The sequence below is a fragment of the Geodermatophilus sp. SYSU D00705 genome, assembly GCF_054050135.1.
This window is the reverse complement of sequence record NZ_JBJGYT010000017.1, coordinates 42,009-67,997: the sequence shown is the minus strand read 5'-3', so window position 1 is coordinate 67,997 and position 25,989 is coordinate 42,009. Positions and strand designations below refer to the sequence as shown.

The following is a 25,989-nucleotide window of genomic DNA, read 5'->3' as shown; positions in this document are numbered from 1 at the left end:
ACGGGAGGGCCCGGGATGGCGAGCAGCGCGAACCGGCCGGACACGGCCACCCACGTCCCGGCACCGCGTCCCGCGGAGCGCGCGGCGTGACCGGCGTCGGCGTGGCCGTCGTCGGCCTGCTGCTGTGCTTCGCCGGGCTGCTCTCGATCCACCTGGCGGTGCTGTCGTCCGGCTTCGCCCTCGGCTGGCTGCTGGCGGAGGCGTTCGGCGCCTCGCCCGGCGTCGCGGCGGTCGTCGCCCTCTGCACCGCCGTGGTGGCCTGGGTGCTGGCCACCTTCGTGTTCCGGGCGGCGCTGTTCTTCACCGGGGCGATCGCCGGCGCGGTGATCGGCGCGAAGCTCTTCGGGCTGCTGGAGGAGGACGACGGCAACGTCGTCCTGGCGGTCCTCTTCACCGGAGCCGTCGCCGTGCTCACCGGCCTGGCCACCCAGCGCTACCGCGAGGCCGCCGTCATCTGGGCCTGCGCCTTCGGTGGCGCCGCGCTCGCCCTCAGCGGGGTGGCCCGGATCTGGCCGGACACGCTGGGCTTCCTGCGCACGCCGGACACCGCGACCGAGGCGGTCGTCAGCGGCGCGGCGTGGCTGGTGCTCAGCGCCTTCGGGTGGTCGGTCCAGCGGCGGATGGCCAGCCGGCGGAGCGCCGCCCTGAGGTAGCCGCCGGAGGTCAGCCGGAGGAGCTCTCCAGCTCTCCGCCGTGCACCATCCGGTTCGGCACGGACCCGGCGACCTCGGGGCTCGACCCGCACTGCAAGGCGCACGAACTGGACGACCTCTACGTCGCCGACACGAGCTTCTCCCCGAGCATCGGCGCGGTGAACCCCTCGCTGACCGCGATCGCGAACGCGCTGCGGGTCGGCGACCACCTGCTCGAACGACTCGCGGGCGCGGGCACCCGGGCGGTTCCGCAGCCCCGGTCGTCGCCCGGGGTCGAGACGGCCGCTCGACCGCCGGCCGCTCGACCGGCCACGGCGTGGACGACTCCCTACCCCTCCCGCTCGGGGCCCTGGTGCTCCTGCGCCGGGACACCGCCGGGCGTGCGCTCGTCCGCACGGTGTCGCCTGCCGCCGGCCGAGGGCTCGGGTGGCGTGCGCGGTGTGGGGACGTCGGGTCCCGCGGCCTCCCGGTCGGTCCTTGCAGCCACGCCGGCGGGCGGCGCGTCGTCGTCCCGGTAGCCGGCGAGCAGCCGGCGCTCCTGGTCCCGCCGGGGGAACGCGAAGAACACCAGCGCCGCCCCGAGCAGCACGGCGACGATCCCGGCCAGGTAGGCCCACTGGTCGCCCTGCAGGAAGGCGGTCTCGGCCGCCGCCACGATCTGGTCGGCCTGCGCCGGGTACCGCTGCGCGGTGTCGGCGGCGCTGGCGAAGGACTTGGTCAGCTCGCTCTGCACGCTGGTGGGGACGTCCGCCCCCGCCGCGGCGAGCTCGGCGCCGGCCGCCGAGACGTAACCGGCGGTGAGCAGCGCGCCGAAGACCGACTGCATGACCGCCCCGCCCAGGTCCCGCTGCAGGTCGGCCGTGCCCGAGGCCATGCCGACCCGGCGCACCGGCACCGACCCGGTCAGCGAGTGCGAGGCGGGGGTGCCGGCCAGGCCGACGCCGATCCCGACCAGGGCGTAGCCGAGCCCCACGCGCCAGTAGCCGGCGTCCTCACGCCACAGCAGCAGCATCACCAGGAAGCCGAGCAGCACGAAGGCGTAGCCGCTCAGCAGCGCGAAGCGGGCGCCGCGGGCCTCGACGAGAGCCGCCGACCGGGGCGCGACCAGCACCATCAGCGCTGCGGCCGGCAGGATCGCCAGCCCCGCGGCGAGCGTGGAGTAGCCCAGCACGTTCTGCAGGAACTGCTGGCCGATGAACATGGCGCCCATGAGGGAGCCGAACACGATGATCCCGGCGCAGGCGGCCACCCAGAAGGTCGGCCGGGCGGCCACCGCCAGGTCGTACAGCGGTTCGCGCGCACGCCGCTGCCGGACGACGAAGGCGACCAGCGCGACCAGCGCGACCACGGCGAGCAGGAGGGTGAGGGTCCCGGCGGCGGGCACCGGCGCGAAGTTGATCGACAGGATCAGCGAGCCGACGAGGACCAGCGACATCAGGCCGCCCCAGTTGTCGACCGCTCCGGTGGCCTCGTTGACGTGGGACGGCACGAGCGTCCACGCCATGCCGACGGCGAGCACGGCCAGCGGCAGGGTGAGCAGGAAGACCGATCCCCACCAGAAGTGCCTCAGCAGCAGTCCGGAGCAGACCGGGCCGAGGGCGGCGATCGCTCCCCCGACGCCGGACCACAGGGCGATCGCCTTCGTCCTGCCGGGCCCGGTCCAGAGGGCGGTGATGAGCGCCAGGGTCGTCGGGTACGCCATCCCGGCCGCCACGCCGCCGCCCAGCCGGGCCGCGAACAGCACGACATCGCTCGGCGCGTAGGCCGCCAGGAGCGACATCGGGACGGCGAGGGTCGTGCCCGAGAGCAGCATGAGCTTGCGCCCGTACCGGTCGCCCAGCGCGCCCAGCCACAGCACGGAGCAGGCCAGGCCCAGCGAGTAGCCCACCGCGATCAGGTCCAGGGCGGTCTGGCCGGAGTCGAAGGACCGGCCGATCGACGGCAGCGCCACGTTCGCCACCGACAGGTTCAGGTTGGCCACCGCGGCGACCAGGATCAGCGCGGTCAGGACGAGCCCCGCCCGCCGCGGTGCGGTCCTCGCCTCGGGACCGACGGCAACGGTCATCCCGGCACGGTCGCCGAGGCACCGCCGTCCGGCATCACCCGCGCCGGACGAGCCACGCCGGTCCTCGCACCCCGGGTCGCCGGGCGGGCGCCACCAGGTGGCGGCGTCGCGAGTGCCGATCGCCGTCCGCCCGTTCCCGACGCGCTGCCGAGCGGGGTCGTAGGCGCGGAGGGCTGCGTGCCGACCGGCGGATCCGGAAAGGAGCCGGACCGTGGTCGCACGCCGTCCGGGCGGGCGTAGCGTTAGGGCTGTGCGTCCCTCCGGTCGCGCGGGCTCCGCCGAGAGCCGTGGTCCACGGGGTGCCGAGTGCTGCGCGCACGAGGTCCTGCGCTGTGCACGATCGGCGGCGCAGCCATGAGGACCGGCAGGGCGCGAGGGTGCGTCGGGCACGTCCACGAGGCCGGCTTCTACGCCTCCGACGAGGAGTTCCTGGCGCTGATCGTGCCCTTCGTGACCGACGGGCTGGCCGCGGGCGAGCCGGTGGTGCTCGGCTACGACGAGCGCAAGTGCGACCTGCTGCGCGCGTCGCTGCCCCGACCGGAGGCCGTCACCTTCATCGGCGACAGCAGCCTGTACGCCACACCCGCGCGCGCCATCGAGGCCTACCGGGAACAGTTCGAGGAGCACGTGGCGACCGGCGCCGAGCAGATCCGCATCGCCGGCGACGTCCCGCACGAGGGCAACGGTGGCCGGTTCGCCGGCTGGGACCGGTACGAGTCCGCGGTCAACGTCACCTGGCAGGACTACCCGGTGTACAGCCGCTGCCTGTACGACGCCACCACCGTGGCCGACGCCGTGCGGGACGTCGTGGCACGCACCCACCCCCGGCTGCTCAGCGCTGACGGCGGCGTCGCGACCAGCCTCCGGTACGAGACGGTCCCCGACTTCGCGCCCCTGCCCCCGGCGGCCGATCCGCTGGAGGGGACCCGCCCCGCCGTCACGCTGACCGACGCTCCGCTGCGGCAGGTCCGGCGGCGGGTCGCTGCGGCGGCGCGCGGGCGGGTCGACGCCGCGACGTCCGACGAGCTGCTGTTCGCGCTCTCCGAGGCGGTCCTCAACGCCCAGCTGTACGGGCGCCGGCCGGTCACCGTGCGGGCCTGGACGGGCCCCGACCGGACCGTGGTGCACGTGCACGACACCGGCCCGGGGCCGACGGACCCCCTCACCGGCCTCGTCCCCGCCCCCGAGGGCACGGCCGGCGCGGGACTCGGGCTGTGGCTGGCGCACCAGTTCCCCTCCGTCGACATCGCCCTGCTCACCGACACCGGCGGCTTCACGGTGCGGCTGCGCGGTGGCCGCCTCCCCGGCCCGGACGACGAACCCGCGAGCGACCGGCCGCACCCGCTCTGACCTCCCGCTCCGCCGCGGACCCCGCTCAGGCCGGTGGCCGTCCTCCCGGGACACGGGCCGACCGGCGGACGAACAGGGCCGGTGGCACGAACAGGCCCAGCCGCAGGGCCCGCGCGGCCGCGGCGGTGCGGGACCGCCCGGCCAGCTTCGCCCGCACGTGGTCGACGTGCCCGTCCACGGTTCGCCGCGTGATGCCCAGGGCCGTCGCGATCCGCTCGTTGGACGCCCCGGTGACCAGCAGCCCGAGCACTTGGAGCTCCTGCGCGCTGAGCCCGTACAGCTCCCCGGCCGGGCCGGTGAGGACGACCGCGCTGGCCAGGAACCGCACGTCCGGCGGAGCGGCCATCACCGTGATCCGCACGTGTGTCCCCGCACCGTCGGCTGCCACGCCGTCGCCCGCGACGGCCGGGGGCGGAGCGAGGAACGAGACCAGGGAGCCCCCCTCGGCCAACTGCGAGGCGGCGGCCGCCAGGACGCCGGATCCCGCCTCGAGCAGTCGGTGGCCAGGCAGTCCCGGCAGCGGCTGGACCCCGCCGGAGGGGGTCAGGACGATCCCGGCCGTGGCAGGCTCGACGCCGCGGGCGATCGCCGCGAGGGACCGCCACGGGTCCACACCGGTCGCGATCGGCGTCGCGAGCAGCCCGACCAGGTCCCGGGCGGCATCGGTGATCCGGCCCGGCGCCTCGGTGATGAGGCCGAGCACCCCCAGGTAGTCGCCCTCGGCGGTGAACAGCCCGGCGACGATGCCGTCGCGGAACCCCGCCGGCTCCAGGTACTCGGACCACCCGATGAGCTCCGACGGCGCGACCACCAGGTCCCCCAGCCGCACCGGCCGGTGCGATCGGCGCAGGCCGACCACGTCCACGTCGGCGAGCAGGGCGGGGCTGACCAGGTAGTGCCGGATCCGCTCGCCGAAGCCGGTACCGGCGACCAGCGCGTGCACGTCCTGGTCGGGCAGCAGCAGGCTGATCGCGCCTGCGTCGAAGGGCACCACCCGCTGCAGCAGCGTGAGCAGCGCCTCGGCGCGCTCCGCCAGCCCGCCCGGTTCGGCGGCGAGGCGGGTGAAGTCGCGGAGGATCTCGGCATGGTCCATCGACGTCCCGACTCCGGGCGCTGGCGGCGTCGCCTCGTCGTTCCCACACCAACTCGGAACGTCCACCCCTCGCCACGTCTCAGCGCGGGTGCCGCGGTCGTCCGGTGTCGACTCAGAGGATCATCGTCCACCGCGGGACCGGAAGCGAGCACACGCCTCCACGAGCACCATGCCTCTCAAAGAACCCGTAAAAACACCTACCGTCCGCGCGTGGCGGCCTCGTCCGGGGGTAGCAGACCCTCCGGGGAGTCCCCCTCCGCAACGACGCGGAGCGGTCAACCAGTCGGCCCCCGTGCGCGGAGCAGGCCAACTTCTCCCCCCTCCCCCGCTCCGGGCTGAGCCGAGGCCTGGGGCGGCGGAGCGCTCTCGCCCCGTACGACGCCGCGATCGCCGAGCGGTCAGTCGTCGTCCCAGTCGTCGTCCCAGTCGTCGTCCCAGTCGTCGTCCCAGTCCTCGTGCCAGTCCTCGTGCCAGCCCCCGCCCCCGCCGTCCCCACCGCCGTCGGACAGCGCCGCCCCACTCAGGGCACCGACGAGGACGAGGAAGAGGGCGGCGACCAGGAGCACGACCCCCACGCGCGCCGCCCTCAACCCGCCGGTGGCGGTGGTCAGGGAGGCCCGCAACTGCTCGACCGCGAGCGCCCCGACCGACCGCCAGCCCGGCGCCGTCCGCTCGGGCGGCGCCGGCGGGAGGTCCTCGGTGAGCGGGTCGAGGTCGGTCAGGTGGACGGCGGCAAAGGCCTCGGCCATCCGCTCGCTGCCCTCATCCGGACCGAGCAGGCCGCGGGCAACCGCGTCCTGCAGGCGCTCCACGGTGGCCAGTCGGTCGGCGTCCGACGCGCGCATCCGCGGGGTGGACGTGGTCGCGGTGTCCGTGTCGATCAGGGGTGGCATGGCTGCTCCTCTCGGGGCGCGACGCGGAGAGGGCCACAGCCTGCACCCGCACCCCCGGGTACCGGGCCGGATCCGGCCCGCGCAGGTCCGCGACGGCACGCGGCCCGGCGCGACGGCTGCGCCGTGCAGGGGGCCGGTGTCGTTCCGCGAGCCGGACGTCGCGTCACGCCCACGGATCTCCTCCGGTCCCGCCTGGGGGACCCGGCTGACCGGACGACGCGGTGCAGGCAACATCGGCGTGCACCGATGAGCGCGCCCGCTCCGCGCGGTCTCATCTGGAGACCGCACCGGCACCGGGCCCCGCCCGCGGACCCCGGTGCCGACGGAGGAGGACACCGTGGCCGACCGGGCTCCCGCACTCGACCTGCGCTCGGGACCCGAGCGGGTCTTCGCCCACCTGCTGGTCAACAACCTGCTGGTGTCGGTCGTCAACTACACCGTCTGGTTCGCGGTCACCTTCTGGGTGTTCCTCGAGACGGGGTCGGTGTTCGCCACCGGGATGATCGCCGGCATCTTCCTGGTCGCGACGGCCGGGACCGGCATCTGGTTCGGCAGCCTGGTCGACCACCACCGCAAGCACGCCGTCCTGCAGGCCTCGGCAGGTGCGTCGACCGTCCTGTACGCGCTGGCGCTGGCGGTGTACCAGCTGACCCCGGAGGAGTCGTTCCGGACGGCGGCCAGCCTGCCGCTGTGGTGCTTCGTCGTGCTGCTCATGCTCGGCGTGATCGCCGGCAACCCGCGCACCATCGCGCTGCCGACGCTGGTCACGCTGCTGGTCCCGGCGGACCGGCGGGACCGCGCCAACGGGCTCGTCGGATCGGCGACCGGCCTGTCCATGCTGGTCACCTCGGTGATCAGCGGGCTGCTGATCGCCTTCGGAGGCATGACCGCCGTCCTCGCGCTCGCTCTGACCGTCCTGGTGCTGTCGGTGGTGCACCTGACCCGCGTCCAGGTGCCCGAGCACAGGGCGGCGCCGCTCGCCGGGGCCGGGGACGGGGCGGCGCCGCTCGCCGGGGCCGGGAACGGCCCGCCAGCCGGGTCCGGCGTCGACCTGCGCGGGACACTCCGCCTGGTCCGCGGCGTGCCCGGGCTGCTGCCGCTGATCCTGTTCAGCTGCTTCAACAACTTCCTCGGTGGCGCCTTCATGGCGTTGATGGACCCCTACGGCCTGTCGCTGATGTCGGTGCAGGCGTGGGGGCTGCTGTGGGGCGGGCTGTCCGCGCTGCTGATCATCGGTGGGCTGCTGGTGGCCCGGATCGGTCTGGGCAGCCGCCCGATCCGGGTGCTGCTGCTGGTCGACGTGGCGATGTGGACCGGCACGATGCTGTTCCCGCTGGCCTCCTCGGTGGTCACACTGACCGTGGCGATGGCCGTGTTCATGACCGTGATGCCCTTCGCCGAGGCCGCCGAGCAGACGGTGCTGCAGCGGGTGGTGCCCTACGAGCGGCAGGGCCGGGTGTTCGGCTTCGCCCAGAGCGTCGAGCAGGCCGCGTCCCCGTTGACCGCCTTCCTCATGGCCCCGCTCACGGAGTTCCTCGTCATCCCGTTCATGACCGACGGCGCCGGTGCGCGGGCGATCGGCGGCTGGTTCGGGACCGGCCCCGACCGCGGCATCGCGCTCGTCTTCGTCGTCACCGGGCTGATCGGGGTCCTCGCCGTCCTGGCGGCGTTCGCCAGCCCGGCCTACCGGCGGCTGAGTGCGGCGTACGCGGCGGCCCGGGACGCGGACCCCGCGGGTCCGGACGAGCCGACGGGCGTCGTCGACCCGGCCCTGACCTCGGCTCCCGCTCCGGTCGTCGCGGCCCGTGGCGGCGGAGAACCACCCGTCTGAACCCGGTCGTCCGGGACTGGACCGTGGCGCCGCGGCGGCCGTCTCCACCCTGAGCCACCGGTGCTCCGCCCGTGTCCGCGACCATGCAGAGAGCCGCCGCGGTGCACGTCGTCAGCGGACGGTCTGTTCGCCCCGCGCGGTCGCGGCTCCGCGGGGTGAGGGGAGGCCGGCTGTGGCGGGCATGATGTTGGGGTTGTGTCGGAAGACGTTCTCCGGATCCCAGGTGCCCTTGAGCTGGGCGAGGCGACGGTACTTGCCTTCGCCGTAGGACGCGCGCACGCGCCGTTCGTCGGTGTCGGCTTCGAAGTTCAGGTACGTCCCGTCGTCAGGCGCGTATGGGCGCAAGGCTTGCCAGAGGTCGCGGACCCAGTCCCGGTCAGCCGTGTAGGTCGGGTCGTCGGCAGCAAGGGCCAAGAGGGCCAGCGCCCAGTGGGGGCGTCGGGGGCTGCCCCATGCCGTGGCCTCGTCGGAGATCTCGCTGTACCTGCCGCCTAGCGGGAACATCGGGACGTAGGACAGCGGCGACCGCAGGCGCGGAAGCCGCTCCAGGATGACCTGGAGGGCATCATCGCTCAGCTCATCCAGGTTCAGCCCCTTGTCGTAGGCGCGAATGCCCCACGGATTGGCGTCGTCGAGCATCCGCTGCAGCGCCACGTACGGGATCGGAGTGACCATCTCGAACAACGGGTTGCGCTCGCGCAACGGTTGGACCGCCGCGGCGTGCTCCTCGGCGCTGCCCCAGCCGGCGACCATGACCGCGACTCCCCTGACGCCGCGATACTCCTCCGGTACGAACGGCTCCGGCGGCGCGGACATCCCGACCACGGCACCCGCGATCCCCGCAGGCAGCTCGAACAGGTACTCGCGGACGAAACGCAGCGGCTCGAAGCCGTCGTCCGGCCGCCAGAAGAACATGCCCAGGTTGGCCATCGGGCTGACCTCGTGGAGGGCGAACACGAGCTCGGTCACGACCCCGAAGTTGGTGCCGGCGCCACGCAGGGCCCAGAACAGATCAGGCTCGGCCTCTTCAGAGGCGGTGACCGTGCGCCCGTCGGCGGTCACCAGGGTCGCCGACACCAGGTTGTCGCAGGCCAGCCCCTGTTGGGACGTCAACCAGCCCAGGCCGCCGCTGAGCGTCAGGCCCGACACGCCCGTGTGACTCACCGTGCCGCCGACCACGGCCAGACCGTACGGCGCGGTCGCACCGTCAACGGCGGCCAACGTCGCGCCACCTCCCACGTGGATCCGGCGCACGTCCGGGTCAACCCGAACCTCGGCCAGGCGGGACAGCTCGATCATGACCGCGTCATCTGCCACGGCGTTCCCCGCACCGCTGTGACCGCCGCCGCGCACCGTGAAGTCCGCCCCCTCCTCGCGAAGAAGAGCAACCGTCCGCATGACGTCCTCGGACGAGTCGGGCCGCACGATGAGCGCCGGCTGCCGCGTGATGGCGCCGTTCCAGATGGCTTCAGCCCGTGCAGCGGCGAACCTCCCGTCGGCCGGCTGCAGCACCTCTCCAGCAACCGACCGGGTGATCCGGGTGAGAGCAGAGCGATCGAGCGGCATGGCAGTCTCCCTGCGGGCTCGTGATCCGCCTCTCGATGCCGTGTGACAGCTCGGGAAGCCAGACGGCACCGTCGCACACAGTCAGTTGTCGAACACCCCTGTGCGTCTCGCCGCGGCAGCCGACCGACGCGTCCCGGCGTGTGATGACTCCCGGCACAGCCGGTCCACCGTGGGGTCACAGCCGCGCCACGGGCCAGGACAGGACCACAGGGCGCACCGCGTGCAGAGAGGTTCGGCAGCCGAGCTCGGAGGCACGGAGTCCCGCGACGCTGTCGTTCCGGCAGTCGTGCCCGCGAGCGGGCAGGCGCGTATCTCCCGCAACTCTCCCTTCCCCGGGTCGTCCTGTCCCGAACGTCCAGTGGCCCGGTCCCCTTGACGAGGGACCGGGCCACTGGACAGGTCGAGCCAGCCCCGGCAGTGTTCCGCCGCCCCGGCTCGGGACGAGGCCGACCCGAGTCAGGACATTGCTGACCGCGCCAGCCGGGACATCTGCTGGCCGACTACATCAGCTGCAGCCGCTGGTGGAGCCGCAGCCCTCGCAGACGTAGCAGCTGCCGGCCGGGCGCATCTTCGTGCCGCAGGTCATGCACAGCGGCGCGTCGGTGGCCGTGCCGGTGACCAGCTCGAGCAGCTCGGCCGAGGAGTGGGCCTCCTTGACCGACTTCTCGGCCTTGGGCTCGGGCGTGGCCGGGGCCTCCGTCGGCGCGGAACCACGCAGCGCCTCGAGGTCGACCTCCTCCTCCTCGACGACCGTCGCGGTCGATGCGGAGGTGCCGTAGCCGGAGACCTGGGCGGCGCGCTCCTCGGCGCTGAAGATGCCGAGGGTGGCCCGCTTGTCGACCGGCAGGTGGTCCAGCGCCAGGCGGCGGAAGATGTAGTCCATCACCGACTGGGCGATCCGGATGTCCGGGTCGTCGGTCATGCCGGCCGGCTCGAAGCGCATGTTGGTGAACTTCTGGATGTAGGTCTCCAGCGGCACACCGTGCTGCAGCGCGATGGACAGCGAGATGGAGAAGGCGTCCATCACACCGGCCAGGGTCGACCCCTGCTTGCCCAGCTTCAGGAAGACCTCGCCGAGGCTGCCGTCGTCGTACATGCCGGCGGTCATGTAGCCCTCGGCGCCGGCGACGCTGAAGGAGGTGGTGACACTGGTCCGCTTCTTCGGCAGCCGCTTGCGCACCGGGTGCGCCAGCGCAGCCGGGACGGCCGCCTCGACCTCTGCCTTTGCCTCGGCCTTCTTGGCCTTGGCGTCGGACAGCGGCTGACCGACCTTGCAGTTGTCGCGGTAGATCGCCAGCGCCTTGAGGCCGAGCTTCCAGCCCTGGAAGTAGATGTTCTCGACGTCCTCGACGGTCGCCGTCTCCGGCATGTTGACCGTCTTGGAGATGGCACCGGAGATGAACGGCTGGACCGCGGCCATCATCCGGACGTGGCCCATCGGGGAGATGGCCCGCTCGCCCATCGCGCAGTCGAACACCTCGTAGTGCTCCGGGCGCAGGCTCGGCGCGTCGACGACGTGGCCGTGCTCGGCGATGAACTCGACGATCGCCTCGATCTGCTCGTCCTGGTAGCCCAGGCTCTTCAGCGCCCGCGGGACCGTCTGGTTGACGATCTGCATGGAGCCGCCGCCGACCAGCTTCTTGAACTTGACCAGCGAGAAGTCCGGCTCGATGCCGGTCGTGTCGCAGTCCATCATGAAGCCGATGGTGCCGGTGGGGGCGAGCACCGAGGCCTGCGCGTTGCGCCAGCCGAAGTCGGCGCCGATCTCCAGGCACGACTGCCACTCGGCCGTCGCGGCCTTGAGCACGTCGGCGTCGTCGGCGCCGACCGGACGGATCGCGTCGTTGGCCGCGGCGTGCTTGCGCATCACGCGGGCGTGGGCGTCGGCGTTGCGGGCGAAGCCCTCGTAGGCGCCGACGATGCCGGCCAGCTCCGCCGAACGGCGGTAGGCGGTGCCGGTCATCAGCGAGGTGATCGCCGCGGCCAGCGTCTGGCCGCCCCGCGAGTCGTAGGCGTGGCCGGTGGCCATCAGCAGCGCGCCCAGGTTGGCGTAGCCGATGCCCAGCTGACGGTAGGCGCGGGTGGTCTCACCGATCGGGTCGGTCGGGAAGTCGGCGAAGCAGATCGAGATGTCCATCGCGGTGATGACCAGCTCGACGGCCTTCACGAAGTTCTTCGCGTCGAACGTGCCGTCGTCCTTGAGGAACTTCATGAGGTTCAGCGACGCCAGGTTGCACGAACTGTTGTCCAGGCTCATGTACTCCGAGCACGGGTTGGACGCGTTGATCCGCCCGGTCTCGGGGTTGGTGTGCCAGTCGTTGATCGTGTCGTCGTACTGGATGCCCGGGTCGGCGCACTCCCACGCGGCCTGGGTGACCTTGCGGAACAGCGACTTGGCGTCGACGGTCTCGATGACCGTGCCGTCGAGGCGGGCGCGCAGGCCGAACTCGGTGGCGTCCTCCACCGCGCGCATGAACTCGTCCGAGACCCGGACGGAGTTGTTGGCGTTCTGGTACTGGACGCTGGTGATGTCCTTGCCGCCGAGGTCCATGTCGTACCCGGCGTCGCGCAGCGCGCGGATCTTGTCCTCCTCGCGCGCCTTCGTCTCGATGAACTCCTCGATGTCGGGGTGGTCGATGTCGAGGACGACCATCTTCGCCGCGCGCCGGGTGGCGCCACCGGACTTGATGGTGCCGGCGGAGGCGTCGGCGCCGCGCATGAAGGAGACGGGGCCGGAGGCCGTGCCACCGGAGGACAGCAGCTCCTTGGAGGAGCGGATGCGGGAGAGGTTCAGGCCGGCGCCGGAGCCGCCCTTGAAGATCAGCCCCTCCTCCCGGTACCAGTTGAGGATCGAGTCCATCGTGTCGTCGACGGCGAGGATGAAGCAGGCGCTGACCTGCTGCGGCGCGCTGGTGCCGACGTTGAACCACACGGGCGAGTTGAAGCTGAAGTACTGGTGCAGCAGCATCCAGGTCAGCTCGTGCTCGAAGATCTCCGCGTCGCCCTCGGTGGCGAAGTAGCCGTGCTCCCGGCCGGCCTGGCCGTAGGTGAGCACCACCCGGTCGATGAGCTGGCGCAGGCTGCTCTCGCGCTGCGGCGTGCCCACGGCACCGCGGAAGTACTTCGTCGTGACGATGTTGGTGGCGTTGATGCTCCACTCGGCGGGGAACTCCACGCCGCGCTGCTCGAAGTTGATCGAGCCGTCCCGCCAGTTGGTCATGACGACGTCACGACGCTCCCAGGTCACCTCGTCGTACGGGTGCACCCCGGCGGTGGTGAAGACGCGCTTGACCTTCAGGCCCTTCCCCCTCGTCGGCGCCTTGGCGGCGCGACGCGTGCGGCCCGTCAAACGATCCTCGGTCTCGGTCACGGAGCTCTCCCTGTGTCGTGGGTGTTTCGGCGGCTGGGGAAGAGAGCCGCACTCTGTTCTAACGGGTGGTGCTGACAGTTCTCAGGTGCCGGCGACGCTGCCGTCGGGGGCGGCCTGGGTCCGCCCCGCACCCCGCCGGCGGACCATCGGCGGGTCGTTCTGCATCCCAGGGAGCGGCAGGGTGCCGGCGGCGATGTGCCGGGCCCGCAGCTCGGTGATCTCCTTCTCGAAGTCCTCGAGCGAGGTGAAGGCGCGGTAGACGCTGGCGAAGCGCAGGTACGCCACCTCGTCGAGCTCGCGCAGCGGGCGCAGGATCGCCAGGCCGACCTCGTTGCTCGGCACCTCGGCCGCCCCGGTGGCCCGGATGGCGTCCTCGACCTGCTGGGCGAGCTTCTGCAGCTGGTCCTCGTCGACCGGTCGGCCCTGGCAGGCCCGGCGGACGCCGGCGATGACCTTCGTGCGGTTGAACGGCTCGCTGACGCCGCTGCGCTTCACCACGGCGAGGACGGCTTCCTCCACCGTGGTGAACCGCCGGTTGCAGGCGGGGCACGACCGCCGCCGGCGGGTGGTCGCACCCTCGTCGGCCTCACGCGAGTCGATGACCCGGCTGTCGGCGTTGTGACAGAAGGGGCAGCGCACCGCTCCTCCCCTCTCTCCGACGCGGCTCTTACCCGCGCCGCCCGACAACCGCAGCACGGCCGCCGACGACGACGGCTCCACGGGCCGGCTGTGGACCCTCCTGGGGACATCCGGTGGACGCCGCGGGGAGAACCTGAGGATCGGCCTGTGGACGGGCTTACATCCGTGCAACTACTAGATGTAGGGGAACCCTAGGACGGCCCCCACTACATGTGCAAGCCGAGACACGCACCGCCTGTTCCACCGAGACCCGCCCGTGACCAGCAGCGTCCTCCTGTCCCAGACGTCACCGGGACACGTCGCGACACACCCGCGCGACGGTCGCGCAGCGGCGCGGGCAGGTGTAGGGCGTGTCGCTCCGTGAGCGCCGCGGACACCGCGGCGGACGACCTCTGCAACCGTCGGGGCCGGCTCCGGACCCAGGCCCGGAGACCCGAGTCGGGCCCGTGAGCCCGGAGTCAGCCGCGCAGGCCCGCGCTCAGGTGCGGACGGACCCGTCGGGCCGCGGGATGCGCGGACGCGGGACCCGGTCGCCCAGCCGCAGGGGACGGGTCAGGCAGTCGAGCTCGGCTCGCTGCGCCGGCATCGCCGCCGTCGCGGCTCCCGGGCGCGACTCACCCTCGTCCACACGATCGTCGGCGGCACGGTGCCGGCCGATGACGGCCGGGGCGCGGTGCCGGCCGGTGACGTCGGCACGGACCGCAGACTGCTCGGCGGTGACGTCGCCGCCGTGACGCCGGCGGCGGCGCGGCGGCTCCGCACCGGTCGGCGCCGCACCGTCGGCACCCGGCCCGGCGCCGGCGACACCGGCGACCAGCCGCTCACGGGCGGCAGCGCGCGTCCACGACACCGTCGAAGACGCAGCGGGGACGACGGGCCCCGGCCGGGAGCCCACCGAAGCCGGCACCTGTGACTGGGGCAGGCGCAGCTCGGCCAGGTCGGTCCACGACTCGTGCACCACGCCGGCGACGGTGACGCGCACCCGGACCTCGCAGGCACCACCCGAGTCGTGCCGCCAGCCCAGGATCACCCCGGGCCTCCAGGCGCCGTCCACGTGGACCTCGACGCCCTGCGACTGCTCGGTGAAGACCGCTTCCCGGCGGACCGACATCCCTGACACGTCGACGACCGTAGGTCGCGCGACGACCACCGACCGTGAGCGACCGGGCGCGCAGGCTTGACGAACATGAGGCGCGCCTCTTGTCGCTCCCTGGCCCCGCGGCTCCGTCGCCGCAGGTCGGCGCCCGGTCCACCCCGGGCGCCGGGGCCCAGGGCCGCCCGGCGGAGCTGCTCACTCAGGGCAGTCGCAGGACCTGACCAGGGATGACCACGGCGCCGTCGAGGTCGTTCAGTTCCTCGATCGCGTCGACAACGGCGCGGACGTCCTGGTCGTCACCCGCGACGTCGGTGGCGATGGACCACACGGTCTGCCCCGACTGCACGACGACACTGCGCTCACCCGCGAGCCGGAGGTCGTTCGACCCCCCGCCCAGCAGGGGTGCGAGCCAGGATCCCAGGGCCAGCCCGACACCGAGCGCCAGGACCACCGACAGGCGGCGGGCCCGCCGGGTCAGTCGCAGACCGGTGCGCGCCGGCCGCTCCGCACGGCCACACCCACCCCGCACCGGACGACTCGACGGCGACGGGGTCACGCCCGTCGGCGCGGGTCGCGCCGGCCCCGGCACGCCCAGGCGGCCGGTACCCGCCGCGCGGGGCCGGACGCCCCCGGCCACGGCCGATCGCGCCGACCCGCTCGCCGGCCGAGCCGGTGCGGCTGGTCGCGCCGACCCGCTCGCCGGCCGAGCAGACGTGGCCGGTCGCGGGGACCCGGTCGCCGGCCGCGCCGTTCCGGCCCGCGACGGGGCCGGGGACACGACTGCCCGCCGCGGGGAGCCCGGCTCGCGGGGGGACGGGACGGCCCGCAGACGGGGCCGCCACGGCACCTGAACCGCGTCGTCGAACTCCAGCACCGCACGCTGCACGCCTGTCACGACCACTCCTCTCGCCGAGCCCCGGACCGTCGAACGCGTGTTCGATCCGAACGTCTGTTCGATGTCTACCGGATGGCTCCGACGAAAGCCACACCACCCCGCCCCCACTTCGAACACGTGTTTGATCGGGCGCGTCCGGCGCGCTACGGTCGGTCCGGAAGGACGAGACGCGCTGCATGGGCAGCCGGCGAGGAGGCGACGGTGGCGGAGAAGAGTGGGACGTCGGGGAGCCGCCGGAGGACGCCGGCCCCGCCGGCGACCACCGGGACGGCAGCCGTGCGCACGTTCCCCGACCGGGGCGAGGCCGGCGACGGCCTGACCCAGCGTCAGCGGCGCGTGCTCGAGGTCATCCGCGACTCCATCGAGCGCCGCGGCTACCCGCCCTCGGTGCGCGAGATCGGTGAGGCCGTCGGGCTCTCCTCCGCCTCCTCGGTCGCCCACCAGCTGACCGTGCTGCAGAAGAAGGGCTGGCTGCGCCGCGACCCGAACCGGCCCCGGGCTCTCGACGTCCGCCTGCCCGGTGACACCGCCGTGGAGGTCCCGCAGCCGGCCGCCGCCGGGTCCGACGAGACCCCGGCCCCGACGTACGTGCCGCTGGTCGGGCGGATCGCCGCCGGTGGCCCGGTCCTGGCCGAGCAGGCGGTGGAGGACGTGTTCCCCCTGCCCCGCGAACTGGTCGGCGAGGGCACACTGTTCATGCTCAAGGTCGCCGGTGACTCGATGGTGGAGGCGGCCATCTGTGACGGCGACTGGGTCGTCGTGCGCCAGCAGCCGACCGCCGAGAACGGCGAGATCGTCGCCGCGATGCTCGACGGCGAGGCGACGGTGAAGACCTACAAGCGCCGCGACGGGCACGTGTGGCTGCTGCCGCACAACCCGGCGTACGAGCCCATCCCCGGCGACGACGCCACCATCCTCGGCCGCGTCGTCACGGTGCTGCGCCGGGTGTGATCCCTCGGTCCGCCGGGGCCTGACGGTCCTGGCGGACCGGCCCACGGGAGCCGTGCCCCGTCCTCGCGCGCGGTCTGCCCGGCCGCAGTGGAGCGCCCCCGGATACGGCTCAGGTGCGGCGGCGCAGCTTCCCGCCCACCCACACGACAGCGGTGGCCACCAGGGCGGCGACCAGTGCGGCCGGCACCAGCGGGATGCCGCCGTCGGAGGCGGTCAGCAGGCCCGGCAGGGGGCCGCTCGACGACTCCGACGCCGTAGCCGGACCGCCGGCGGCCTGCTCGGCCGCGATCGGCACGACGGTCACGTCGCCGGGCACCCCCTCGCCCGCCACGAGGACCCCGCTGCCGTCCGCGGTGAAGCTGATCGCCTCCCCCTGGGGCGCGTCGGGCAGCGCCATCCGCACCGGCTCCCCCGCGAGGGCGCCGGCGACGTCGGAGCCCGACAGGGGCCACACGTAGGCGTCGGTGTACGTCCGCAGCGCCACGTGGCTCCCGTCGGCCGACACCGCTCCCCCGGTGACCATGAGCTGACCTGCGCGGCCGACCGGCCCACCGGTGGTCCCGGTGAGCGTGAACTCCACGCCGCCCACCTCGGTGAGCGCCACCGTCCCCGACTCGACCAGTGCGGTCACCGGGCGGTACACCTTGCTCGCGCCCAGCACCTCCTTGGAGACGAGGTAGGGCATGCCGTCGGGAGCCAGCAGGAGCGCCTCGACGTCCCGGGCTCCCTCGGGATAGCTGAGCCGGTAGACCGCGGTGCTGCCGTCGGGCCGCAACGCGAGCAGGGCCACGGTGTCGCGGGTGCCCTGGTTGTCGCCGGTGTCGGCCAGCCAGACCGTGCCGTCGGCGGCGAGGGCGAGGTCCTCGGGGTCGTAGGGGTCCACCGCCGCGCTGCGCACCGTGAGCACCCGGCAGGTGGCGTCCAGGACGTACACGTCGAGCTGGTCGCCGCCGTCGTTGATGGCGAGCATCCGGTCACCGACCACGACTAGGCCGGACAACTCCGGCAGTCGCGGGTCGGTGATCTGGCACTGCGTCGACGGGCCCGGCGCCGCGGCGTCCTCGGCGGACGCCGGCAGGGCGGTACCGAGGACGAGCGTCACCGCGAGGGCTGCCCCTGCTGCCAGACGTCGCCCTCCGGCACCGCTACACGGACGGCCGGCCAGCTCGGGCACCCACCCAGCGTGACAGCACGACTGCGTCCAGCCCGTGAACCACGCCCAACAGCAGGATGCCGACCGCCGCTCCCACGACGGCGTCGGTGACCCAGTGGAAGTCCAGCGAGACCATCGCCACCCCGGTCGCCACGGGACCGGCGACGCTGAGCAGCCGGAAGGTCCGCTGGACGGCGGGGGCGAGCCGGAACTCGACGGCCTGCCAGCGGGCCACACCCCACATGAGGACGGCGTTGGCGACGTGGCCGGAGGGATAGGACGCGCCGTCCCGGTAGAAGAACGACCCCGGGTAGGCCGGTGCGGTGCGGCCGGTCCCGTACTTGAAGCCGTAGACGACGACCGTGAGCAGGGCGAGGGCGACCAGCACGCGCAGCAGCGGGACGACGGTGCGCCGACGCACCACGAGGTGGGCGACGAGGCCGGCCAGGACGATGAGGATGAACCCGCGGCCGCCGAGCTGGGTGACCGCCCAGACCGGCCAGTAGGCGGCGGAGTCCTTGAGGTCCCAGGCGCTGACGGTCTCGGAGACGCGCAGGTCCATCCGCTCGAGCGTGCCGCGGCTGAGCAGGTCGACGGTGACGCCCACGGTCACGAGCAGGGCGAGGGTGAGCAGCCACCACGGCGGCCGGCCGGGCGTGACCACGCGGGGGTGCGGCGCGGGCCGGGCGTCGTCCGCGGGCAGCTGTCCCCCGGGACGCCGCTGCACCGCGCCGCTGGTCACACGTCTCACGGTACCGGCCCGTGACGTGGTCGTGACCTCGCCCGACCGGGCGAGGCGCGCCGCCCGAGGGGGCCGCGAGCCCGCGGGACACCGGCCGCCCGCGCGCGGAGCACGGGCCGGACATGCGCGTGGCACCGGCCGGAGGGCCGGTGCCACGGACGAGCGACGGGTCAGGCGACCGGCGCGGCGAACTCCTCCAGGGCGGCGGAGAGGGCGCCGTCGACCCGCGCGGTCAGGCGCGTGCCCCCGGCCTCGTGCTGCTCGCTGAGGACCTCGCCGTCCCGGTGCACCCGGGCGACCAGGTCGCCTCGGTCGTAGGGGACGAGCACGTCGACCTCGACGTCGGGGTGCGGCAGCCGGGCGGCGACGATCTCCCGGAGCTGCTCGATCCCCGCACCGGTGCGGGCGGACACCCACACCGCGCCCGGCAGCGCCCGGCGGAGGGTGAGCACGTCCTCCTCGGTCATCGCGTCGACCTTGTTGACCACGATCAGCTCCGGGACGGACCGCGCGTCGATCTCCTGGAGGACGACGTGGACCGCCTCGATCTGGCCCAGCGGGTCGGGGTCGGAGCCGTCGACGACGTGCAGCAGCAGGTCGGCGGCGGCCACCTCCTCCAGGGTCGACCGGAACGCGTCGACCAGCTGGTGCGGCAGGTGGCGCACGAAGCCCACCGTGTCGGTCAGCGTGTACTCGCGGCCGTCGGGCGACTGGGCCCGGCGCACCGTCGGGTCGAGGGTGGCGAACAGCGCGTTCTCCACCAGCACGCCGGCGCCGGTGAGCCGGTTGAGCAGGCTGGACTTGCCGGCGTTCGTGTAACCGGCGATCGCCACGCTCGGGACGGCGTTGCGCCCGCGGCTGGACCGTTGCGTGGCCCGGGCGGTCGCCATGCCGGCGATCTCCCGGCGCAGCTTGCTCACCCGCGCGCGGATCCGCCTCCGGTCGGTCTCGATCTTGGTCTCACCGGGACCGCGGGTACCGATGCCGCCACCGCCGGCGACGCGGCCACCGGCCTGGCGGGACAGCGACTCACCCCAGCCGCGCAGCCGCGGCAGCATGTACTGCATCTGGGCGAGCTCGACCTGCGCCTTGCCCTCCCGGCTCGACGCGTGCTGGGCGAAGATGTCGAGGATCAGCGCGGTCCGGTCGACCACCTTGACCTTGAGGATCTTCTCCAGCTGGTTGAGCTGGCCCGGCGTCAGCTCGCCGTCGCAGATCACCGTGTCGGCGCCGGTGGCGGACACGATGTCGCGGATCTCGGCCGCCTTGCCCGACCCCACGTAGGTACCGGCGTCGGGCTTGTCCCGGCGCTGGCTGACCGCCTCGAGGACCTGTGACCCGGCGGTCTCGGCGAGGGCGGCGAGCTCGGCGAGGGAGCGGTCGGCGTCGGCCTGCGTCCCCTCGGTCCAGACCCCGACCAGCACGACGCGCTCGAGGCGCAGCTGCCGGTACTCGACCTCGGTGATGTCGGCGAGCTCGGTGGACAGGCCGGCGACCCGGCGCAGCGCGCCACGCGCCTCGAGCTCGTAGGAGCCGGTCGTGTCGTCGGGCTCGTCCCACTGACCGGCGGGGGCGGGACGGGTCGCCTCGTCGACGGGGGCGGCGCGCAGGGCCCGCTCCTCGGCGTCGTCCGAGACGGCGCGGTTCTGTGCTGTCGTCATCGTCTCCAGCGTGGCACGGCCCAGCAGACTGGGCACCTGAGTTGTCATCGCCCGGTACAACACCGGAGGCGTCCGGGACCATCCCGGCGATGGGAACGCGTGGCCGGGGCTGCTGCGGGTAGGGGCGGACGACGACCACGCGAGGAGGCCACAGATGAGCGAGAGCGGCAGCAGCAGCCTGGGCGCCAGCGAGGAGATCGACGACCCCGGCCGCGACCCGAAGGGCCTCAACCCGCCGCGCAACCCCCTGTCCGGCGGCCTGGACAGCACCTCCGGCGGCCCGGACCAGGACAGCGGCCGCGGCGAGCCGAAGGGCAGCCCCGGCACCGCCGGCGAGTCGATGATGCCGGAGTCGCCGGAGGAGTCGGGCAACACCCGCGGCTGAAGGAGGACCCCCTGCCCCCACCGCTCGCGAGCTCGCGGCGGGACCCTGCAAGGGCCGAGGGACAGGTCAGCTCCCGAGCCACTCGGGCGTCAGCTCGCCCGCGGCCACCACGAGCGCGGGGCCGGTCAGCACCGTCGTCGTCCCGTCGACGGTGACGGTGAGCCGGCCGCCGGGGACGTCGACGGTCACGGTGCCGGTCGCCGCGCCGCCGGCTTCCAGCGCCGCCCACGCCGCGGCGCAGGCCCCCGTGCCGCAGGACCGCGTCTCTCCCACACCGCGCTCGGACACCCGTAGCCGCACGTGGGCGGCCGGCTCGAGCACGTTGACGAACTCGACGTTGACGCCGTCGGGGAACAGGTCCGCGTCGACGGCCGGCGCGGTCGTCAGGTCGAGCGTGTCGACGTCGACGTCGGTCAGGCAGGCCAGGTGCGGGTTGCCCATGGACACCGCCCGGCCCGGGAACGCCGTGCCGTCCAGCAGCGCCTCGCCGTGGCCGAACGGCCGCGCCGGGCCCATGTCCACCCAGTAGCCGCCGTCCGCCGCGGCACCGACCCGTCGCGGACCGCCCCGGGTGCCCACCCACACGCCGTCGGCGCAGGCCGCGCGGTCGAGCAGCCCCTCGGTGACCAGCACGTGCAGGAACAGCCGGATCCCGTTGCCGCACATCTCCGCGTGCGAGCCGTCGGCGTTGCGGTGGTCCATGAACCACTCGCAGCGGCCCAGCGCCTCGCCGAGCACGGCCGGCGCATCGGGGACGTGCACGCTGCGGACGACCCGCAGCACGCCGTCGCCACCGAGCCCGGAGCGGCGCTCGCACAACCGGCGGACCATCGCCGCGTCCAGCCGGTCCTCCGGCCATACGGTGCCGTCGGGATCGGGCAGGACGACGAAGTCGTTCTCCGTGCCGTGGCCGATGAGCACCCGGTCTGCGTTCACCCGGCGATCGTATGTGCGCCGATCACGGCCTCCGCCGCGTCCACCAGGTCCGGCCGGGCGGCGTCCAGCCACGTCGTGGCCGCGTCCCGGCGGAACCACGACCGCTGCCGCCGGACGAAGCGGCGCGTCGTGCCCACCGTGCGCTCGCGTGCCTCCTCGGCCGTCAGCCGACCGTCGAACTGGGCCAGCACCTGGGCGTAGCCGAGGGCACGCGACGCCGTCGGCCCCTCCCGCAGTCCGTCGGCGGCCAGGGCCTCCACCTCGGCGACGAAGCCCGCCGCCCACATCCGGTCCACGCGGACGGCGATCCGCTCGTCGAGCGCGGCCGGCTCGCGGTCCAGCCCCACCACCACCGCCGGGTAGTGCGGCCGCGGCTCGGGCAGGGTGGCGCGGAACGGCCCCCCGGTGATCTCCACGACCTCCAGGGCGCGCACGATCCGGCGTCCGTTGCTCGGCAGCACCGCCGCGGCCGCGGCGGGGTCGACGGCGGCGAGGCGGGCGTGCAGCGGGCCCGGGCCGACCTCGGCCAGTTCCGCCTCCAGCCGCGCGCGCACGGCGGGGTCGGTGCCGGGGAACTCCAGGTCGTCGAGGACGGCGCGGACGTAGAGACCCGACCCGCCGACGAGCAGCGGCACCGTGCCGGCGGCCCGCAGCCGGTCGATCTCGGCGCGGGCCAGCCGGCGGTACTCGGCCACCGACGCCGCCTCGCGCACGTGCCACAGGTCGAGCAGGTGGTGCGGTACGCCGTCCCGCTCGGCGGCGTCGGGCTTGGCGGTGCCGATGTCCATGCCGCGGTAGAGCTGCATCGAGTCGGCGTTGACCACCTCGCCGCCGAGCCGCTGCGCCAGCGCGACCCCGAGCGCCGTCTTCCCGGTCGCGGTCGGCCCGACCAGGGCCACCACCGGGGGTGCAGCCGTCACGGCAGGAGCCAGTCGGCCACGAGGTAGCCGACGCCGAACGGCGCCTCGTGGACGTGCAGCCGCGCGCGGACCGGCCGGCCGGCGAGCGCGCTGCCCACCGCCCGCCACGTGGGCACCCCGGCGGCGAGCAGCCGCCGGCCCTCCGCGGCGTCCAGCGCGGCCAGCGCGGCGGCGTCCCCGGCGGCGAACGCGGCCGCCACGGCGTCGTCGAAGGGACCGGCGGCCTCGTCCAGGTACCCGGGCGCCTTCAGCGTGCGGCGCGCCGAGCCGTCGCCCATCGCGAGCACGGTGACCGGTCCCGGCAGGCCCGCGAGGACGTCGGCGAGGTCGTCGGGGGCCACCCCCAGCCGCGGGCCGGCGTACCCGGCCTGGTCGAGCAGCCAGGCGCCGACGGTGTGCGGCAGCGGCGTGCGCCGCCCGCGGGGCTGCACGGGACCGGCGAACGGCACCTCCAGGTCGACGCCGAACCCGCGCAGGTCGCCGCCGTCGCCGGTACCGAACCGCCCTCCTGCCCCGTCGCCGACCACCACGACCACCTCGGGGCGGGCCGCCAGCGCCGCCTCGAGGGCCTCGGCACAGGCCGCGCGGAGGCAGGCGGTGTCCGCCGCGGCCCGCCCGGCGACCGCGGGGAGGAGCAGCGGCGGGCACGGGCAGAAGGCCACCGACACCGCACCGCCGGGCTCCGGAGTGCGCGGCTCGGCCGCGGAGGTGCTCACCGCAGCAGTGTCCCGGATGCGGCGTGGGACACTGCGGTGCGTGTCGAGCACGGAGAACGCCGCAAGCACCTCGCAGCAGGTCCCCACGCCGGAGACGGCCGGGTCCGAGGCGGTCACCCCGGAGGCGGGGACGGCGGCCGCGCCCTCCCCCGGTGACGCCGCGCTGGCCGATCCGACGGCGGAGTCCGCCGGGGTCACCGAGCAGCCGGACGTCGTGCCGCCGGAGGCCACCACCCCCGAGGTGGTCGCGCCGGTGCCGGACGCCCCGGCTCCCTCTCCGGCCGAGGCCGCGGCCCCGCCGTCCGCCCCGGACCAGCCCGCCGCCCCGGCGTCCGACCCCGCCGAGTGGGGCCGGGTGGACGAGGACGGCACCGTCTACGTCCGCACCGCCGACGGCGAGCGGGCGGTGGGCTCGTGGCAGGCCGGGGAACCGGCCGAGGGCCTGGCCCACTACGCCCGCCGCTACGACGACCTCGCCACCGAGGTGTCGCTGCTCGAGGCACGGCTGAGGGCCCACACCGGCAACCCGAGCGAGATCAAGGCGAAGGCCCAGGCCCTCGCCGACTCCATCCCCACCGCGACCGCCGTCGGCGACCTGGAGGGGCTCGCCGCCCGCGCCCGCGCGATGGTCGAGACGGCTGACTCCGCGGCCGCCGAGTCCCGGGCGGAGAAGGCCGCGGCCCGCGCCGCGCAGATCGCCCGCAAGGAGACGCTGGCCGCCGAGGCCGAGCAGATCGCCGCGGAGTCCACCTCGTGGAAGGCCGCCGGCGACCGGCTGAAGGCCATCGTCGAGGAGTGGAAGACCATCCGCGGCATCGACCGCAAGACCGACGAGGCCCTGTGGTCGCGCTTCGCCGCGGCGCGCGACGCGTTCGGCCGCCGCCGGGGCGCGCACTTCGCCGCCCTCGACGCTCAGCGCAGCGAGGCCCGCGCGGCCAAGCAGGAGCTCATCGCCGAGGCGCAGCGGCTGTCGGCGTCCACCGACTGGGGCGCCACGAGCGCGGCGATGCGCTCGCTGATGGACCGCTGGAAGGCCGTCCCGCGCACCGGCCGCGACGGCGACGACGACCTGTGGAAGCAGTTCCGCGCCGCCCAGGACGTCTTCTTCACCGCCCGCTCCGAGCAGGACAAGGTCCGCAACGCCGAGCAGGTGGCCAACCAGCAGGCCAAGGAGGAGATCCTCGCCGAGGCCGAGAAGCTCGACCCCTCCACCGACCTGCGCGGGGCGCAGAACGCGCTGCGCAAGCTGCAGGAGCGCTACGACGCGATCGGCCACGTGCCCCGCGGCGTGATGCGGCAGCTGGAGGACCGGATGCAGGCGGTCGAGCAGCGGGTCCGGGGCGCGGTCGACTCCACGCGGGCCCGCGTCGCACCGGAGAACCCGATGGTCACCTCCATGCGGCAGGCGGTGACGAAGGCCGAGGAGCAGCTGGCCAAGGCCGAGGCCGCCGGCGACGCGCGGCGGATCGAGGAGGCGCAGGCCAACCTCGCGACCCGCCGCGAGTGGCTGGCGGAGGCGGAGAAGACGGCCTCCCGCCGCTGACGGCCGGGACGGCGCCGTGACGACGTTCGTGCTGGTGCACGGCGCCTGGGGTGGGGCCCACGGGTTCCGCCACGTCCGCCGGCTGCTGGGCGCGGCCGGCCACGAGGTGTTCACCCCGGCGCTGACCGGGATCGGCGAGCGGTCGCACCTGGCCAGCCCGCAGGTGGACCTCACGACCCACGTCACCGACGTCGTCCACCAGGTGCTCTACGAGGGCCTCGACGACGTCGTGCTGCTCGGCTTCTCCTACGGCGGCATGGTCGTCACCGGCGCGCTCGACGCGATCGGGGACCGCGTCCGGTCGCTGGTCTACCTCGACGCCTTCGTGCCGGAGGACGGCCAGTCGCTGTACGGGCTGCTCGGGGTGCCGGTGCTCCCGCGCACCCTCGGGACGCCGTGGCTGGTGGAGGGTCCCGTGCGGGCCTACGAGGACCCGGCCGAGGAGGCGTTCAGCACCCCGCGCCGCACGCTGCACCCGATCGGCTGCTTCACCGAACCCGTGCGACTGTCCCGGCCGCTGGAGGAGTGGCCGTTCGGGCGCACCTACGTGCGGGCCACCGCCGACGAGCCCGGGATCCCGCCCAACCCGGGGTTCGAGGCGGCGGCCGCCCGTGCGCGGGCCTCGGACGCGTGGGTCTACCGCGAGATCGCCACCACCCACCTGGTGCCGCAGAACCGCCCTCGGGAGCTGACCGACCTCCTGCTCGACCTGGCCTGAGCACGTCGGCCGCGCCCGCCTCCACACCGGGTGACCGCACGCCAGGAGTACCCGGCGCCGGATCGCCGCCCCTTGGCCGCCACGGACGGCCGGCCCACACTGCGGCACCATGACGCACTTCGTCCTCGTGCACGGGTCCTGGTGCGGCGGTTGGGTCTGGGACGACCTCGTGACGCACCTGGAGAAGGACGGCCACCGTGTCACCGTGGTGACGCAGCTGCCCAGCAGCGGCACCGACCCGGCGACCCTCGGTGACCTCCGGGCCGATGCAGAGCACCTGCGTGGCGTGGTCCGCGGCGCCGGCGAACCGGTGGTCCTGGTCGGGCACTCCTACGGCGGCATGGTCGTCGCCGAGCTCGCTGACGATCCCGGCGTGGCGCAGACGGTGTACTTGGCAGCACTCCGGCCGCGACGCGGCCAGTCGGTGCTCGACCTCCTCGGTGGGGGTCCGCTCCCGCCGTGGGTGGTACCGCGGGACGACGGCACCCTGGCGGTGACCAGGGACGTGGACACCGTCCGCACCCACGTCTGCGCGGAGCTGCCGCTCGAGGAGGTCGCCCGCTTCGTCGAGCGGCTCGGGCTGCAGTCCGCCGCCGCGCTGGCGAGCCCCAGCACCGCGCCGGACCCCGCGCACCCGGTGAGCTACGTGGTCTGCACCCTGGACGCCGTGCTCCCGGCCGATGCCCAGGAGGCGATGGCGGCCGGCGCCGACCGGGTCGTGCGGCTCGAGTCGTCGCACATGGTCCAGATGGTCATGCCCGACCGCCTGGCCCAGGAGCTGGAGACGCTCCTCGCCGCTCCGCGGGGTTGACC

The 25,989-nt window shown here is 74.3% G+C and carries 22 protein-coding genes and 1 pseudogene; 9 read left to right on the top strand and 14 right to left on the bottom strand.

The annotated features are described in order from the left end of the window. Positions 1-86 precede the first annotated feature (86 nt). Positions 87-653, top strand: coding sequence for a hypothetical protein (locus tag ACI78Q_RS14715; RefSeq protein WP_456924141.1), 567 nt, complete (start codon positions 87-89; stop codon positions 651-653). Next, positions 578-832 (top strand): annotated as a pseudogene (locus ACI78Q_RS14710) (GMC oxidoreductase); the annotation flags it as partial. The gene ACI78Q_RS14715 and the pseudogene ACI78Q_RS14710, both read left to right, overlap by 76 nt. Before the next feature lie 149 nt (positions 833-981). On the opposite strand, the gene ACI78Q_RS14705 reads toward ACI78Q_RS14710, so the two are convergent. Then, positions 982-2,718: an MFS transporter gene (locus tag ACI78Q_RS14705; protein ID WP_456924140.1), complete on the bottom strand. Its 1,737-nt coding sequence runs from the start codon at positions 2,716-2,718 to the stop codon at positions 982-984. Positions 2,719-3,072: 354 nt separating this feature from the next. Between ACI78Q_RS14705 and ACI78Q_RS14700 the strand changes: the two genes are divergently transcribed. Then, on the top strand, positions 3,073-4,068 hold the full coding sequence (locus ACI78Q_RS14700; protein ID WP_456924139.1) for an anti-sigma factor RsbA family regulatory protein: 996 nt from the start codon (positions 3,073-3,075) through the stop codon (positions 4,066-4,068). A gap of 25 nt (positions 4,069-4,093) precedes the next feature. Here ACI78Q_RS14700 and ACI78Q_RS14695 read toward each other — a convergent pair whose 3' ends face one another. Both ACI78Q_RS14695 and ACI78Q_RS14690 read right to left on the bottom strand, forming a co-directional pair. Beyond that, positions 4,094-5,161, bottom strand: a complete 1,068-nt coding sequence (locus ACI78Q_RS14695; protein WP_456924138.1) for a LuxR C-terminal-related transcriptional regulator — start codon at positions 5,159-5,161, stop codon at positions 4,094-4,096. Between the two features lie 398 nt (positions 5,162-5,559). After that, the gene (locus tag ACI78Q_RS14690) at positions 5,560-6,054 is read right to left on the bottom strand and encodes a DUF1707 SHOCT-like domain-containing protein (protein ID WP_456924137.1); all 495 of its coding nucleotides are present in this window, start codon (positions 6,052-6,054) and stop codon (positions 5,560-5,562) included. Positions 6,055-6,391: 337 nt separating this feature from the next. On the opposite strand from ACI78Q_RS14690, the gene ACI78Q_RS14685 reads away from it, so the two are divergent. Further along, positions 6,392-7,885, top strand: coding sequence for an MFS transporter (locus tag ACI78Q_RS14685; RefSeq protein ID WP_456924136.1), 1,494 nt, complete (start codon positions 6,392-6,394; stop codon positions 7,883-7,885). A gap of 111 nt (positions 7,886-7,996) precedes the next feature. On the opposite strand, the gene ACI78Q_RS14680 is transcribed toward ACI78Q_RS14685, so the two are convergent. From ACI78Q_RS14680 to ACI78Q_RS14660, 5 genes are all read right to left on the bottom strand, one after another. Continuing rightward, the gene (locus ACI78Q_RS14680; RefSeq protein ID WP_456924135.1) at positions 7,997-9,451 is read right to left on the bottom strand and encodes an FAD-binding oxidoreductase; all 1,455 of its coding nucleotides are present in this window, start codon (positions 9,449-9,451) and stop codon (positions 7,997-7,999) included. 505 nt (positions 9,452-9,956) lie between these two features. Further along, the gene (locus ACI78Q_RS14675; protein ID WP_456924134.1) at positions 9,957-12,821 is read right to left on the bottom strand and encodes a vitamin B12-dependent ribonucleotide reductase; all 2,865 of its coding nucleotides are present in this window, start codon (positions 12,819-12,821) and stop codon (positions 9,957-9,959) included. An 81-nt stretch (positions 12,822-12,902) separates the two neighbouring features. Continuing rightward, entirely contained in the window at positions 12,903-13,460 is a 558-nt protein-coding gene (gene nrdR / locus ACI78Q_RS14670) for a transcriptional regulator NrdR (RefSeq protein ID WP_456924133.1), read from the bottom strand. A 478-nt stretch (positions 13,461-13,938) separates the two neighbouring features. Next, complete coding sequence (locus tag ACI78Q_RS14665) at positions 13,939-14,580, bottom strand: hypothetical protein (RefSeq protein WP_456924132.1); 642 nt, start codon at positions 14,578-14,580, stop codon at positions 13,939-13,941. A 175-nt stretch (positions 14,581-14,755) separates the two neighbouring features. Further along, the gene (locus ACI78Q_RS14660; protein ID WP_456924131.1) at positions 14,756-14,902 is read right to left on the bottom strand and encodes a LysM peptidoglycan-binding domain-containing protein; all 147 of its coding nucleotides are present in this window, start codon (positions 14,900-14,902) and stop codon (positions 14,756-14,758) included. A 750-nt stretch (positions 14,903-15,652) separates the two neighbouring features. Between ACI78Q_RS14660 and lexA the strand changes: the two genes are divergently transcribed. Next, positions 15,653-16,402 carry a transcriptional repressor LexA gene (lexA, locus tag ACI78Q_RS14655; RefSeq protein WP_456924130.1) on the top strand — a complete coding sequence of 250 codons (750 nt, stop codon included), beginning with the start codon at positions 15,653-15,655 and terminating at the stop codon, positions 16,400-16,402. 109 nt (positions 16,403-16,511) lie between these two features. On the opposite strand, the gene ACI78Q_RS14650 is transcribed toward lexA, so the two are convergent. From ACI78Q_RS14650 to hflX, 3 genes are all read right to left on the bottom strand, one after another. Beyond that, a complete protein-coding gene (locus ACI78Q_RS14650) occupies positions 16,512-17,504 on the bottom strand; it encodes a hypothetical protein (protein WP_456924129.1) in 993 nt (330 codons plus the stop codon). A 43-nt stretch (positions 17,505-17,547) separates the two neighbouring features. Beyond that, positions 17,548-18,297, bottom strand: a complete 750-nt coding sequence (locus ACI78Q_RS14645) for a phosphatase PAP2 family protein (RefSeq protein ID WP_456924128.1) — start codon at positions 18,295-18,297, stop codon at positions 17,548-17,550. A gap of 170 nt (positions 18,298-18,467) precedes the next feature. Further along, positions 18,468-19,958 (bottom strand): GTPase HflX, encoded by a 1,491-nt coding sequence (gene hflX / locus ACI78Q_RS14640; RefSeq protein ID WP_456924127.1) that lies wholly within the window; start codon positions 19,956-19,958, stop codon positions 18,468-18,470. Between the two features lie 154 nt (positions 19,959-20,112). On the opposite strand from hflX, the gene ACI78Q_RS14635 reads away from it, so the two are divergent. Beyond that, positions 20,113-20,343, top strand: a complete 231-nt coding sequence (locus ACI78Q_RS14635; protein WP_456924126.1) for a hypothetical protein — start codon at positions 20,113-20,115, stop codon at positions 20,341-20,343. A gap of 66 nt (positions 20,344-20,409) precedes the next feature. Here ACI78Q_RS14635 and dapF read toward each other — a convergent pair whose 3' ends face one another. From dapF to ACI78Q_RS14620, 3 genes are read right to left on the bottom strand one after another with little or no spacing between them, the layout of a single operon-like run. Further along, positions 20,410-21,279 carry a diaminopimelate epimerase gene (dapF, locus tag ACI78Q_RS14630; protein ID WP_456924125.1) on the bottom strand — a complete coding sequence of 290 codons (870 nt, stop codon included), beginning with the start codon at positions 21,277-21,279 and terminating at the stop codon, positions 20,410-20,412. Then, complete coding sequence (gene miaA, locus ACI78Q_RS14625; protein WP_456924124.1) at positions 21,276-22,199, bottom strand: tRNA (adenosine(37)-N6)-dimethylallyltransferase MiaA; 924 nt, start codon at positions 22,197-22,199, stop codon at positions 21,276-21,278. Before miaA ends, dapF begins: the two co-directional genes overlap by 4 nt. After that, the gene (locus tag ACI78Q_RS14620; protein WP_456924123.1) at positions 22,196-22,915 is read right to left on the bottom strand and encodes a hypothetical protein; all 720 of its coding nucleotides are present in this window, start codon (positions 22,913-22,915) and stop codon (positions 22,196-22,198) included. Before ACI78Q_RS14620 ends, miaA begins: the two co-directional genes overlap by 4 nt. Before the next feature lie 40 nt (positions 22,916-22,955). Here ACI78Q_RS14620 and ACI78Q_RS14615 point away from each other — a divergent pair, with 40 nt between their 5' ends. The 3 genes from ACI78Q_RS14615 to ACI78Q_RS14605 all read left to right on the top strand — a co-directional run bounded on the left by ACI78Q_RS14615 (position 22,956) and on the right by ACI78Q_RS14605 (position 25,987). Continuing rightward, positions 22,956-24,458: a DUF349 domain-containing protein gene (locus tag ACI78Q_RS14615; RefSeq protein ID WP_456924122.1), complete on the top strand. Its 1,503-nt coding sequence runs from the start codon at positions 22,956-22,958 to the stop codon at positions 24,456-24,458. A gap of 16 nt (positions 24,459-24,474) precedes the next feature. Next, a complete protein-coding gene (locus tag ACI78Q_RS14610; protein ID WP_456924121.1) occupies positions 24,475-25,176 on the top strand; it encodes an alpha/beta fold hydrolase in 702 nt (233 codons plus the stop codon). Positions 25,177-25,285: 109 nt separating this feature from the next. Then, positions 25,286-25,987, top strand: coding sequence for an alpha/beta fold hydrolase (locus tag ACI78Q_RS14605; protein WP_456924120.1), 702 nt, complete (start codon positions 25,286-25,288; stop codon positions 25,985-25,987). Positions 25,988-25,989 lie beyond the last annotated feature (2 nt).

Coding starts and splice junctions, on each gene's coding strand:
- ACI78Q_RS14705 (WP_456924140.1), bottom strand. CDS start 2,718: ATGACCGTTGCCGTCGGTCCCGAGGCGAGGACCGCACCGCGGCGGGCG.
- ACI78Q_RS14700 (WP_456924139.1), top strand. CDS start 3,073: ATGAGGACCGGCAGGGCGCGAGGGTGCGTCGGGCACGTCCACGAGGCC.
- ACI78Q_RS14695 (WP_456924138.1), bottom strand. CDS start 5,161: ATGGACCATGCCGAGATCCTCCGCGACTTCACCCGCCTCGCCGCCGAA.
- ACI78Q_RS14690 (WP_456924137.1), bottom strand. CDS start 6,054: ATGCCACCCCTGATCGACACGGACACCGCGACCACGTCCACCCCGCGG.
- ACI78Q_RS14680 (WP_456924135.1), bottom strand. CDS start 9,451: ATGCCGCTCGATCGCTCTGCTCTCACCCGGATCACCCGGTCGGTTGCT.
- hflX (WP_456924127.1), bottom strand. CDS start 19,958: ATGACGACAGCACAGAACCGCGCCGTCTCGGACGACGCCGAGGAGCGG.
- ACI78Q_RS14635 (WP_456924126.1), top strand. CDS start 20,113: ATGAGCGAGAGCGGCAGCAGCAGCCTGGGCGCCAGCGAGGAGATCGAC.
- ACI78Q_RS14605 (WP_456924120.1), top strand. CDS start 25,286: ATGACGCACTTCGTCCTCGTGCACGGGTCCTGGTGCGGCGGTTGGGTC.